This window comes from Actinacidiphila yeochonensis CN732 (genome assembly GCF_000745345.1).
In the GTDB taxonomy this organism is placed as follows: Bacteria; Actinomycetota; Actinomycetes; order Streptomycetales; family Streptomycetaceae; genus Actinacidiphila; species Actinacidiphila yeochonensis.
The window spans coordinates 949,135-962,355 of sequence record NZ_JQNR01000005.1 but is presented as its reverse complement, the minus strand read 5'-3'; the positions used below and the strand labels follow the sequence as shown (position 1 = coordinate 962,355).

Here is a 13,221-nt window from a genome sequence, read left to right as displayed (position 1 = left end):
TCCTCGAAGCTCCGGCGCCGTCGCGGGACCGGACACGCCGTCGCGGGATCGGACACGTCGCGGGACCGGACACGTCCGTGTGAGAGGTAGTGACATACCACTCGGTATGCAAGCACAATCGCGGGATACCGCCGTCGCCGCCTCCGGAGGCCCGCGTGCTGAGCACCATGCAGGACGTCCCGCTGCTCGTGAGCCGCATCGTGGAGCACGGCCGGTCCGTGCACGGGCGGTCCACCGTCACGACCTGGACCGGAGGGGAGCAGCCGCGGCGCCGTACCTTCCGGGAGATCGGCGACCGGGCGGCCCGGCTCGCCAACGCGCTGCGCGGCGAACTCGGCGTCGGCCGGGGCGAGCGGGTGGCGACCCTCATGTGGAACAACAGCGTGCACCTTGAGGCGTATCTGGCGATCCCGTCCATGGGCGCGGTGCTGCACACCCTCAACCTGCGGCTGCCCGTGGACCAGCTCACCTGGATCGTCAACCATGCCGCCGATCGGGTGATCCTGGTCGACGGCACCCTCGTGCCGCTGCTCGCCCCGCTGCTGCCGGCCATGGCGCCGGTCGAGCACGTGGTCGTCGTCGGTCCGGCGGACCTGTCACCGCTCGACGGCTGCCGTCCGGCCGTGCACACCTACGAGGAGCTGATCGCCGACCGCCCGGCCACGTACGACTGGCCCGAGCTGGACGAGCGGGAGGCCGCCGCCATGTGCTACACCTCGGGCACCACGGGCAACCCCAAGGGCGTGGTGTTCAGCCACCGTTCGGTCTACCTGCACTCCATGCAGGTCAACGCCACCGAGTCGATGGGCCTGACCTGTCGCGACGTCTCGCTGCTCATCGTGCCCATGTTCCACGTCCACTCGTGGGGCGTCCCTCACGCCGCCTTCATGTCGGGCGTGAACCTGCTGATGCCCGACCGCTTCCTCCAGCCCGGCCCGCTGGCCGAGATGATCGAGAGCGAGCGCCCCACCCACGCCGCGGCCGTCCCCACCATCTGGCAGGGCCTGCTCGCCGAACTGACCGCCAGGCCGCGCGAGGTCCGCTCGCTGCGGCAGGTCACCATCGGCGGCTCGGCGTGCCCGCCGTCGCTGATGAAGGCGTTCGACGAGCAGTTGGGGGTGCGGTTGTGCCACGCCTGGGGGATGACCGAGACCTCTCCCCTGGGCACCACCGCGCACCCGCCGGCGGGCGTCGGGCCGGAGGAGGAGTGGGCGTACCGGGTCACCCAGGGGCGCTTCCCCGCCTCCGTCGAGCCCCGGCTGGTCGGCCCGGACGGCTCGGTGCTGCCGTGGGACGGCCGGTCGGCGGGCGAGTTGGAGGTACGCGGGCCGTGGATCGCCGGCGCGTACTTCGGCGGCGCGGACGGTGAGCCCGACCGTCCCGAGGACAGGTTCAGCCCGGACGGCTGGCTGCGCACCGGCGACGTGGGCACCATCTCGCAGGACGGCTTCCTCACCATCACCGACCGGGTGAAGGACGTGATCAAGTCGGGTGGTGAGTGGATCTCCTCGGTCGACCTGGAGAACCACCTCATGGCCCATCCCGACGTGGTCGAGGCCGCGGTGGTGGCGGTGCCAGACGACCGCTGGGGCGAACGCCCGCTCGCCACGGTCGTCCTGCGCGAGGGCGCGGCCGCCGGCTTCGAGGGGCTGCGGGACTTCCTCGCCGAACGGGTCGCGCGCTGGCAACTGCCCGACCGGTGGGCGACGCTGTCGGCGGTGCCGAAGACGAGCGTCGGCAAGTTCGACAAGAAGGTGATCCGCAAGTCCTACGCCGACGGCGAGTTGGACGTCACCCGGATCTGACCCCCGAACCCGGATCCGACCCCCGAGCCTCCGCCCGCGCACCCGGACCCCGGCACCGGCACCGGCACCCGGACCCCACACCTCCCGGACCGCCTGCCGACCCCCAGGCTCCCGGCCACGCCCCTGGACCCCGACGTCTCCGGCCCCGGCCGTCCCCGACCGGCCCCGACCGGCCTGCCCCGGCCGTTCCCTGCCCCGTCCCCTGGCCCGTCCCCGGCCCCGGTCCGTTCCCCGGATCCTCGGCCGCGCGGTTCAGCGGCGGAGAGGGTCCGAGGAGTGGCTGCTACGCCCCGCTACGCCCCGATCTTGCCCAACAGGTCGACGATCCTGGACTGCACGTCCGGGCTCGTGGAGCGCTCGGCCAGGAAGAGCACCGTCTCGCCGGACGCCAGCCGCGACAGCTGGTCCGGGTCGATGTCCGCGGAGGTGTAGACGACCAGGGGCGTGCTGTTGAGCCGGGAGTTGCCGCGCAGCCAGTCCACGATGCCCTGGCGGCGGCGCCGGATCAGCATCAGGTCCATCACCACCAGGTTGGGGTGGACCTGCGCGGCCTTCGTCATCGCGTCGGACTCCGAGTCCGCGTGCGTGACCTGCATCCCCCGCCGCTCCAGGGTCGCGGAGAAGGCGTCGGCGATCGGGTCGTGGCCCTCCACCAGCAGCACCCGCGGCGGGTGCTGGTCGCTGTCGCGCGGCGCCAGGGCCTTCAGCAGCACCGCGGGATCGGCGCCGTAGGCGGCTTCCCGGGTGGCCTGGCCCAGCCCCGCGGTGACCAGGACGGGCACCTCGGCGGCGGCCGCGGCCTGGCGCAGCGACTGGAGCGCCGTACGGGTGATCGGCCCGGTCAGCGGGTCGACGAAGAGTGCGGCCGGCGGCTCGGCCACCTGCGCGTCGACCTCCTCACGCGACCGTACGGTCACCGGACGGTACCCCCGGTCGGTCAGCGCCTGCCGGGTGGAGACGTCGGGCTCGGGCCACACCAGGAGGCGGCGGGGCTCGTCGAGCGGGATGTCGGGGTGGTCGTCGGCCGCGTCGCGGACGTCGGGCACCGCGCCGGGGCCGACAGCGGGACCGAAGCCGACGCGCGGGTGGGGCCCGTGGCTGCCCACGGGCTCGTGGCCCATGGTGTCGGTCACGTCGATCGCGCCGTTCGGGCCGTCCAACGGCTCGGGCCCCTCGGCCGCGCCAGCCGCCGGAGCGCCGATCGCGTAGGCGCGCCCGCCCTGGGCCCGGGGGCCCGGCTCGGCCGGTACCGGGCGCGTCGACGCCGTCTCCGGGGCGGTGCCGGACGGGACGTCCGACGGCGTGCCGGTCCTGCGGACGGGGAGCTGGCCGCTGTCCGGGTCTGCCTGCGGGTGCTGGCGGGCCTCGCGGTCGCTGCCCGGCGCGCCCGGACGGTCGGCGGGCTGCGTTCCTGCCGGAGCGACGGGCTGGGCTCCGGGCTGCGGCCCTGGCTGTCCGACCCGCACGCCGGCCTGCGAGGCGGTCTGGGCTCCCGTCTGGGCTCCCGGCTGGCTGGGCACGAGCGGCAGCGCGCTCACCGACGGTCCGTCCTGCGGCGCGGCGAGCCGCCGCCGACGGCCGGAGCCGCCCGCCGCGACCTGCGCGGGCAGGCCGTTGGGGTGCTGCGCCTGCGCGGCCTGCGTCGGGGTCTGCTCACCGGGGTCGCCGCCGAAGGGCGGCGTGCCCTGCCCGAGAGCGCGCACGCTGATCGCGCGGCCGTGGCTCTGCAGCGACGGGTCCGGCATTCCCTGCTGACCGTGCTGGCTGTGCTGGCCGTGCGGATCCTGGTAGCCCTGCTGGACGCGGCCACCGCCCCCGCCGGGAAGGGCGGGACCGTGCGGCGCGGCCTGGTCGGCCGGCGCGGGCCACTGGGCGGGGCCGAGCCTGGCCTGCGACTGCTCGGCGTCGGGCCACGCGGTGTGGCGCACGGGGGCGGACGCGGGGGAGTGCCCGGCGGCCTCGGCCGGGCCTGCGCTCGGAGCGGTCGGCTCGGCATCCGGGCGCGGTCCGTCCGAGGCGGTGGGTCCGTTCGAGGCGGTGGGTCCGGCCGGGGCGGCGGGTCCGTTCGGGGCGGTGGGGCCCCGTCCGAGGCGTCGGCCGCGGTCGCTCCGCCCGGCTGCGGCCAGGCCGGCGGCTGCGGCGGTTCGATCGCGTACGGCGGGCCGGGGACGGGCGACGGCGCGGCCTCCACGGGGCGGCGGCCACGGCGGCCGGTGCCGGGAGCCGGCTCCGGAGCACCGGGGCGCGCGTCGGGGAGCCGCCGCCCTGGGCGCCGGGTTCGGCCCCGCCGCCCAAGTGGTCAGGGACGGTCGTCGGAGTGCCCGCGGGCGGCAGGGCGTTGGGGATGCGGGGTGCGGCCAGTTCCCGCACCTCGGCGGCTTCCTGCTCCTCCGAGGCGGGCCGGGCACGCCGCCCCCGGCGCCCGGCGGGGCGGCCTGGCCCACGGCCTCCAGTGCCGCGGCGGCCACCTCGGACTCGTCGCCCTGGACGGCGTCATCGGGGTGGCGCAGCGCGCGGCGGCGGCCGGTCGGCGCCGCGCCCTGGTCGGCGGCGGCCGGGATCGCCCACGGCGCGACGACCGTGCCGGTGTCCCCGTCGTACGGCTGCTCGGGCCGGACCGGCCCGCGAAGCCCGCCGGGCCCTTCCGCGGCGGTCGGCCGCTCGTCCCCGGCGTCCCGGGGCTTGCGGTCCGCCGCGGTGCCGGGCGTCTCGGGGCGGGGGCCGGGCACCGAGGAGGGTGCGGACCCTTCCCTGGACGGCGGGAGCGCGGGAGCTTTCCCGCCGGCTCGTTTCGTGGAGTGCGCGCCCCCGCGCGCGGAACCGCCCTGAGCGCGGGCCGCTGCGCCGTGCGCGCCCCGCCCCCGCTCCGGCCGTCGGGACCGTCGGCCTGGGAACCCTGGTCCGCGTCGGCTGACGCCTCCTCCGGGTCCAGGCCGAGCGGCACCTCCAGGACGTAGGCGCTGCCCTGGCCGGGCACGTCGTGGGTCTGGAGCACGCCGCCGTGGTGCTCGATGACGCCGCGGGCCAGCGGCAGATGGACCGGGTCGCCGCCCGCGCTCGGGCCGCGTACGTCGATGCGGACCACCTTGCCGCGCTGGGCGGCGGCCACCACGATGGTGGAGTCGCCGGCGAACGAGACGGAGTTGCCCGTGGCGTCCACCCCGGCGACGTCGGCGATCAGATGGGCCAGCGCCTGGGCCATCCGGGGGCCGTCGACCGACACCCGGACCGGCGCCGCGTGCACCGCGAACTGGGCCCGTCCCGGCCCGATCAGCTCGACCGCGCCCTCGACCGCCGCGGCCAGCACGTCGTCCATGCCGACCGGCTCGGGCCGCAGCTTGTCCTCGCCCCGGTCCAGGCGCTGGTAGTCCAGCACGTTGTCGATCAGGGCGGTGATCCGCGAGTACCCGGCCGACAGGTGGTGCAGGATCTGGTTCGCCTCGGGCCACAACTGCCCCGCCGGGTCGGCGGCCAGACCGGACAGGTCGCCGTGCAACTGGGCCAGTGGCCCGCGCAGCGAGACGTCCAGCAGCGCGCGCAGCTGCTCGTTGCGGGCGGCCATCGCGTCGGGCCCGCTGCGGTCGGTGAACGTCATGACCGCGCCGACCAGTTGGTCGCCGTCGCGCACCGGAGCCGTCGTCAGGTCCACCGGTACGGCCTTGCCGTCCTTGCGCCACAGCACCTGCCCGCGCACCCGGTGCTTGCGGCCGGAGCGCAGGGTGTCGGCGAGCGGGGTCTCCTCGTACGCCAGCGGCGAGCCGTCCGGGCGCGAGTGGTGGACGAGGGGGTGGAGCTCCTTGCCGCCGAGGTCGGTGGCACGGTGGCCGAGGATCTGTGCGGCCGACGGGTTCACCAGCACGATCTTGCCGGCGGTGTCCACGCCGACCACGCCCTCGGCGGCGGCCCGCAGGATCATCTCCGTCTGCCGCTGCTGACGGGCGAGTTCGGCCTCGGTGTCCACGGTGCCGCTCAGGTCGCGCACCACCAGCATCAGCAACTCGTTGCCGGTGTAGTGCGGCACGCCGTCGCCGTAGTCCGCGTAGGGGGTACGGCCGTCCTCCAGGTTGGCGCTGGTCACCTGGACGGGGAACTCGGTGCCGTCGGTGCGGCGTGCCGTCATCCGGGTGGGCTTCGTCCGGGTGTCCTCGGCCGCCTCCTGCGGGCTGCGCATGGACCCGGGGATGCGCTTGGGGTCGAAGGACGGCAGGAGGTCGAGCAGGCCGCGCCCCACCAGGGCGGTGCCCGGGGTCTCGAAGGTCTCCAACGCGATGGCGTTGGCGTTCACCACGGTGCCGTTCGCGTTGACCAGCAGCAGCGCGTCCGGGAGGGCGTCGAGTATCGAGGCGAGGCGAGCAGCGCCTCGGGATGGCCTGCTGCTCACGAGACGCGTCCTCCCTGTTACCGCATGTGCTGTTCCGCTCGGTCTGCGCTCGGGAACGCCGGCCGAGCAGCCGACGACCCACGGGCGCTCCCGGGGTGCTTTACCCCGGGACGGCTGTCCGGAACGAGGGAGTGGACGCCGGTCCACCCCAGTCCCTTCCGCCGAGCCCGGCCAGGTCGCCCGGTGCGGTCTGCCGACATCACGGGCGGCTCATCTTCCCGCCGCCCCCGGGCCCTGTCACTAGACCGAGTGTACGGGTCGGGCCTCCCGCTGTGGCTGTTGCGGCCCATGTCCCCCCATGGGGTGAGAGGTTGACGATCACCCGGTGGAGATGTGGTGTACGTCACCATCGGCCGTGTGGCCTGGGGGCCTGTCCGGGAGGGTGCCGCCGGGCGGCGGCCCGCGGGTCGCGACCCGCGGTCGGCGCGGGTCGCCCTTTCGGGTGGCGCGGGGGTGGCGGGCGCGCGGGTCCTTCGGTGTGGCGGGACCCTTGGCGTACGGGGCCTTGGTGCACGGGCTCTTCGGCGTACGGGGCCTTCGGCGCGCCTGCCTTGAACCGCCCAGGCCGTCGGCGCCGGCGGCCTGGGCCAGGGGCATGGGGCGGCGCGGTGGGGAGTGGGGCGGCGGGGTCGGATGCGGGGGAAGGGGGTTCGGCGTGGACCGGCGCGCCGAGGCTTGCGGGCCAACCCCTTTGCTCCGCCCGGGTGCGGCCTTGTACCGTAGCCTCGGATTGGTCGCAGCCCTCCAGGCTGTGCCATCATTTCCCCACGCGCCCGCGGTAACGCGGTCTCGTGACCATGGAGGCGTCGCCTAGTCCGGTCTATGGCGCCGCACTGCTAATGCGGTTTGGGCTTTACCGTCCATCGAGGGTTCAAATCCCTCCGCCTCCGCCAGCTCTTCAGGGAGCCCCGTCGTTCACACGGCCGGGGCTCCTTTTCTTTTCCCCCGGACCCGCCGCAGCGGCCCTCCCCGCTCCCGCGAGCCCTCTGTGCCGGCTCCACCCGGCCCGCTCCACCTGCCCCCACGGCCGCCCCCCCGAGGCTGCCTCCCGCCTCGGCGCCACGCCCTGGGTGGTCGCGTTTCCGCAGGTCAGAGTCGGTCGGCTCAATCGATTTCGCCTCCCGCGCACCCTCATGTAATGTTGTCCACGCAACGCCGACCGGGCAGAAAGCAAACCGGGAAGCACAAGCACTCGTAGCTCAACGGATAGAGCATCTGACTACGGATCAGAAGGTTGCAGGTTCGAATCCTGCCGAGTGCACAGCAATCGAGAGGCCCCTGGAGATCATCCGGGGGCCTCTTCGCGTTGTGCGAGGGGAGCCGGTGTCCGCAAGGCAGCCGGGGCGCCGGATCTCGCGGCCGGTACCCGGTCCTTGTGGAACCGGCGCCCTGAGCGCCCCCGCCGGACCTCCACCCCGCAGCGGAGGAGTACGGCCGGTCGGCGGCCGGTGATCCGACCGGCGTCGTCGTCCCCTGCCACGCCCCGGGCCCGCCTGTACCGCCCCTGATGGCCGGGTCCGCTGTATCCGGGCTCCCGGGCGGCGTCGGAGAGAGCTCCGGGGGCGGCTCCAGGTTCGTGGCTCGCTGAGCGTCCGCGAGTGCGGGGTCTCCCGATCGGCGTGCCGGGAGGCTCGTTCCGCCGTGTTCGACGGAGTCGTGCGTCGTCTCCCGATGACCTGCCCGCGTTGTCTGCCCTGTTGAGGGTTCTCCGCGCCCGCTGGTGGTCGACGGCGAGGACCGAGGGCGCGGGGGTCTGTGGATAACCCGAGGCCGAGTGTCAGTGGTGCGTGCGATGGTTACGCAGTGAGTTCGAGCGGACGTGTTGAGTGATGAAAGGGGTTGTCGTGGACGACACACGGGACGTGGCTGACGCACGCGAACCGGTCGAGGCGAGCGAGGCGAGCGACGTGGACGACGGGGATCCCAGGGGCGACGTGGGTGACGTGGACGAAGGGGACGAGGCGAAGCTGGCGGACACGGTGAAGGAGGCGAAGGAGGCGGGCGGGGACCGCCTGCGACGGCCTGCGGAGGAGAGGCGAGGGTCCGGCGCCGGTCGGCGCGGGAAGGGCGCGGGGTCGCACGGGTTACTGCGGCTGGTGAGGCGGCCGGAGGTGGTCGAAGGGGCGGTCTCGCGCAGCGAGGAGGAGCTCTTCGGCGGTCCGCTGCGGTGGGATGCCGGCTGGACGCGGCACGAGTACGCGCGGCTGGAGGCCACGCTGTTGGGCACGCTCCGGTCCCTGCCGAGGAACGTGACCTCCGTGCTGCGGCTGGCCTGGCGGACGGACCGGCGGGCGCTGACCACGATCGCGGTGACGGAGGTCGGGCAGGGGCTCGCCGGGGCGTTCAGCTACCTCGCCCTCAGCCGGGTGCTGCGGCAGCTGTTCGCCGGCGGCCCGGTCGCGGACCGACTGCACGCGGCGCTGCCCGCGCTGGTCACCGTCGCGGCGATCGCGGTCGTGAACGCGGTGCTCGCCTCGCTGTCCACTGCCTCGGCGGGACGGCTGGAGCCGCAGATCGAGCGGTCCGTCTCGGAGCTGTACCTGGCCGGGGCCGCGCGGGTGGAGCTGGTCGCCGTGGAGGACGCGGCGTTCCAACGGCTGGTCGACACCGTGCAGTTCTCCGCGGCGGAGGCCCGCCGCATGGTCGGGTCCTGGGTGGCCGCCGTCAACGGCGTCTTCTCGCTGGTCGCGGTGGGCAGCGTGCTCACCGTCCTGCACCCGGTCCTGCTGCCGATGCTGCTGCTGATCGTGCTGCCGCGCGGGTGGGGCGCGATGCGGGTGTCCCAACGCCGATACGTCTCGATGATGCAGTGGGTGGAGCACTCCAGGGCACAGCGGGTGCTGAGCCAACTGCTCACCTCCCGCACCGCGGCCCAGGAGGTGCGCGTCCACGGGGTCGGCGGCTGGGTGCTGCGCCACTACCGGTCGATGGCGGAGGCCGCGGAGGAGGAGCACACCCGCCTCGCCAGGGACAAGGCGCTCACCGAGCTGCTCGCGGCTGCCTTCGGCGGGCTGGCGTCGCTGGCCACGTACGCCACGCTGCTGGCGCTGATCCTCTCCGGGCATGTGGAGATCGCGGCGGGAGCCACGGCGGTGCTGGCCGTCCGCACGGGTTCGGCGGCGCTGGGCGCCCTGGTGCAGAACGTCAACTCCATGCACGAGCAGTCCCTGTACGTGGCCGACCTCGACCGGTTCCTCGCGGAGGCGGCGCGGCAGTCCGTCCCCGACGGCGGGCGCGACCTGCCGCAGCGGGTGCGGTCCGTGCGGTTCCACGACGTGAGCTTCACCTATCCCGGCCGGGACGCTCCCGCGGTCGACGAGGTCTCCCTGGACATCCCGGCGGGTCGTGTCGTGGCCCTGGTCGGCGAGAACGGCTCCGGCAAGAGCACTCTGGTCAAGCTCCTGACGGGGCTGCACCTCCCGGACTCCGGGCGGATCGAGTGGGACGGCGTCGACGTGGCGGAGGCGGACCGCGCCCAGGTGTTCGCCCAGGTGTCCCTGCTGAACCAGGAGTTCGAGCGGTGGCCGTTCACCGCGGCGGCCAACATCGGCATCGGCAGACCCTGCGACCGGCCGGGCGACCGTCCGGCGCCCGATGACCTCGGCCGGGCGGCCGCCTACTCCGGGGCGGACGAGGTGGTCGCCACCCTCCCGGAGGGGATGGAGACCCTGCTGGCCCGGCAGTTCCGCCGAGGCGCCGAACTCTCCGGCGGGCAGTGGCAGAAGATCGGCATCGCCCGCACCGCCTACCGGCGCGCCCGCCTGGTCGTCGCGGACGAGCCGACCTCGGCGCTGGACCCGGCCGCTGAGATCGCCGCGTTCGAGCGGATTCGGGCCATGGCCGAAGGCGACCAGACCGTGGTTCTGGTCACCCACCGGATGGCCGCTGTCCGGCACGCGGACGTGATCTACGTGCTGCACAAGGGACGACTGGCCGAACAGGGAGACCACGACAGCCTCATGCGGCTGGGCGGCCGGTACGCGGCGATGTACCGCATGCAGGCGGACCAGTACCAGGACCGCCGAAGCGTCCCCGACCTGCCCGCTGACCTGAGCCACCTCCCGCCTCAGCGGCAGGGCGTGAACTCGGACACGGCGGACGACGCGGCGGCGGGGGAGGCGCCATGACGTCCACCCGAGCTGCCTGAGCAGCGCGGCGGCCGACCGTACCGGGGACACTGACCGCCTTGGGCGAACCGCTCTCCCGAGCGGGAACACCGTGGCGCAGGGTCGTACGCCCGCTGTACGGACGGCCGCCGTCCGAAGGGGGCCGCGCCGCGTGCCGCCGCACACGGCCTCAGGACGTCCGGAGGAGCCATCCGGCAGGGCACAGCCCGGCACGGAGACAGGAGGCGCATCAGGATTCTCAGAGTTTTCACAGATTCGGACAAGGCGGATCTCATAGGTCGCCCACAGGGTGATGTGCATGGCTACGACCTCCTCCGCGGCCGCCCCGCAGACCGCGCCCCCCGTTTCCGCAGTCCCCGCTCCCGCCGCCGCGCCTCCTGCCGTGAACTCAACTGCTCCGGCGGGCGAGTTGGCCAGGCCGGACGGTTCGCCGGTCCGCGTCCTCGTGGTCGACGACGAGACCCCGCTCGCCGACCTGCTGTCCATGGCCCTGCGCTACGAGGGCTGGCAGGTGCGGACCGAGGCGGACGGCGCGAGCGCGCTGCGCGCGGCCCGGGAGAACCGTCCCGACGCGGTCGTGCTCGACGTGATGCTGCCCGACATGGACGGACTGGAGGTGCTGGCCCGGCTGCGCAGGGAGACCCCGGACGTGCCGGTGCTCTTCCTGACCGCGAAGGACGCGGTCGAGGACCGCATCGCCGGGCTGACGGCGGGTGGCGACGACTACGTCACCAAGCCGTTCAGCCTGGAGGAGGTCGTGGCGCGCCTGCGGGGGCTGCTGCGCCGTTCGGGTGCGGCCGCCGTCCGCAACGAGTCGATGCTGGTCGTCGGCGACCTGGTGCTCAACGAGGACAGCCACGAGGTCAGCCGGGGCGGTACCGACATCCACCTGACGGCGACCGAGTTCGAGCTGCTGCGCTACCTGATGCGCAACCCGCGCCGGGTGCTGAGCAAGGCGCAGATCCTCGACCGCGTGTGGTCGTACGACTTCGGCGGCCAGGCCAACGTCGTCGAGCTGTACATCTCCTATCTGCGCCGCAAGATCGACGCGGGCCGTTCGCCGATGATCCACACCCGCCGCGGCGCGGGCTACCTGATCAAGCCAGGCGACCCGGCGTGACCCGGTCCGGCCGGCCCGTCGCCGCCGGCCCGCCGGCCCCGCCGGAGGATGCGGACGCCTCCCCGCGCCCAGCGCGCCTCCGGCGGGGCCGGTGGGCCTTCCCGCCGCGATGGGCAGGCCGGCCCATGGCCAGGTGGTCGCTGCGCCGCCGCCTGGTCGCCTCGTGTGTCGCCCTGGTCGCCGCCGTGTGCGCGGTGATCGGCGCCGTCACCATCTTCGCGCTGCACGACTTCCTCTACGACCAGCTCGACTCGAAGGTGCACGACACCGCCGTACGCGCGGAGGGCCCCGGCGGCCCCAGGCGGGCGGCGGCGAGCCCGGCCGCGCCCCGACCGACCATGGCGGTGGCGCCCTGCCCGGCGGCCAGCGCCCGGACGCGCTCGCCTTCGTGTTCCTGGCCGGCGGCGGCCAGCCGGGGGAGAGCGTCGCCGCCACCGTCACCGCCGCCGGCCAGGTCACGCGGGCCGCGGTCAGCGCCACCAACCCCACCACCGGGCAGATAGGCCCGGACTACCTCAGCGCGTCCCAGGCCGCGGCCTTCGCCGGCGTCCCCCGTGACGGCCACCCGCACACGCTGCGGGTACCCGGTCTGGGTGAGTACCGCGTGGAGTCGGCCGCCGCCGTCGCCGACGGGACGATCACCCTGGTCGGCCTGAGCACCGCCGGCACCGAGGACACGCTGTCCACCCTCCTCTGGGTGGAGGTCTCGGTGGCCGCGGCCGGCCTGGTGGCGGCCGGGCTGGCCGGGGCCGCGCTGGTCCGGATCGCCCTGGAGCCGCTGCGCCGGGTCGCCGCGACCGCCACCCGGGTCTCCGAACTGCCCCTGCACCGCGGCGAGGTGGCCCTGCACGAGCGCGTGCCCGACGACGGCACCGACCCCCGGACGGAGGTCGGGCAGGTCGGTGCGGCCCTCAACCGGATGCTCGGCCACGTGGGTTCGGCGCTGCACGCCCGGCAGGAGAGCGAGACCAGGGTCCGCCGGTTCGTCGCCGACGCCAGCCACGAGCTGCGCACACCGCTCGCCTCCATCCGCGGCTACGCCGAACTGACCCGCCGCGGCCGCGAGCCGGTCGGCCCCGACACCCGGCACGCGCTGGGCCGGATCGAGTCCGAGGCAGCCCGGATGACCACCCTGGTGGAGGACCTGCTGCTGCTCGCCCGGCTCGACGCGGGCCGTCCGGTGGAGCGGGCCGAGATCGACCTGTCGCCGCTGGTGGTGGACGCCGTCAGCGACGCGCGGGCGGCCGGCCGGGACCATGTCTGGCGGCTGGACCTGCCCGACGACCCGGCCCTGCTGCACGGCGACGCCCCCCGGGTCCAGCAGGTGCTCGCCAACCTGCTCGCCAACGCCCGTACGCACACGCCGCCCGGCACCACCGTCACCGCCCGGGTCCGCCGCGGCCTGGGCACGGTGCTGCTGGAGGTCGAGGACGACGGGCCCGGCATCCCGCCGGACCTCCAGGCGCACGTCTTCGAGCGGTTCGCCCGCGGCGACGCCTCCCGTTCACGGGTCGCCGGCAGCACCGGACTCGGCCTGGCCATCGTCGCCTCGGTGGTCACCGCGCACGGCGGCCGGGTGACGGTGGAGTCGGAACCGGGCCGCACCGTCTTCCAGGTGCTGCTCCCCGAATCAGCGCCGGCCCGACTTCCACAGGCCGGACCAAGGTTCAGCACACGCCTGTGACAGGCGGGGCGCCGAGTGTCGGAACATGCGTACCGACCACGGAAGCCTTCCCGTCCGGATGCACCTCCCGGCTGTCGGCCGCCTGCCGTACTCCGCGGCGGCCC

At 74.7% G+C, this 13,221-nt stretch carries 4 protein-coding genes, 2 tRNA genes and 2 pseudogenes; 6 read left to right on the top strand and 2 right to left on the bottom strand.

What is annotated here, in order from left to right; genetic code table 11:
- Positions 1 to 155 precede the first annotated feature (155 nt).
- On the top strand, positions 156 to 1,805 hold the full coding sequence (locus tag BS72_RS15940) for a long-chain fatty acid--CoA ligase (RefSeq protein ID WP_037911248.1): 1,650 nt from the start codon (positions 156 to 158) through the stop codon (positions 1,803 to 1,805).
- A gap of 293 nt (positions 1,806 to 2,098) precedes the next feature.
- Here the strand turns inward: BS72_RS15940 and BS72_RS38360 are convergent.
- Positions 2,099 to 3,262 (bottom strand): annotated as a pseudogene (locus BS72_RS38360) (hypothetical protein); the annotation flags it as partial.
- An 842-nt stretch (positions 3,263 to 4,104) separates the two neighbouring features.
- Entirely contained in the window at positions 4,105 to 6,186 is a 2,082-nt protein-coding gene (locus tag BS72_RS38355) for a PAS domain-containing protein (protein ID WP_232792427.1), read from the bottom strand.
- Between the two features lie 799 nt (positions 6,187 to 6,985).
- Here BS72_RS38355 and BS72_RS15930 point away from each other — a divergent pair.
- The 5 genes and pseudogenes from BS72_RS15930 to BS72_RS15910 all read left to right on the top strand — a co-directional run bounded on the left by BS72_RS15930 (position 6,986) and on the right by BS72_RS15910 (position 13,117).
- Positions 6,986 to 7,079 (top strand) — tRNA-Ser (locus BS72_RS15930).
- A 295-nt stretch (positions 7,080 to 7,374) separates the two neighbouring features.
- A tRNA-Arg gene (locus BS72_RS15925) sits at positions 7,375 to 7,447 on the top strand.
- A gap of 826 nt (positions 7,448 to 8,273) precedes the next feature.
- A complete protein-coding gene (locus BS72_RS15920) occupies positions 8,274 to 10,313 on the top strand; it encodes an ABC transporter ATP-binding protein (protein WP_107498938.1) in 2,040 nt (679 codons plus the stop codon).
- Positions 10,314 to 10,611: 298 nt separating this feature from the next.
- A complete protein-coding gene (locus BS72_RS15915) occupies positions 10,612 to 11,433 on the top strand; it encodes a response regulator transcription factor (RefSeq protein ID WP_078901399.1) in 822 nt (273 codons plus the stop codon).
- A gap of 125 nt (positions 11,434 to 11,558) precedes the next feature.
- Positions 11,559 to 13,117: pseudogene (locus BS72_RS15910) on the top strand (sensor histidine kinase).
- Positions 13,118 to 13,221 lie beyond the last annotated feature (104 nt).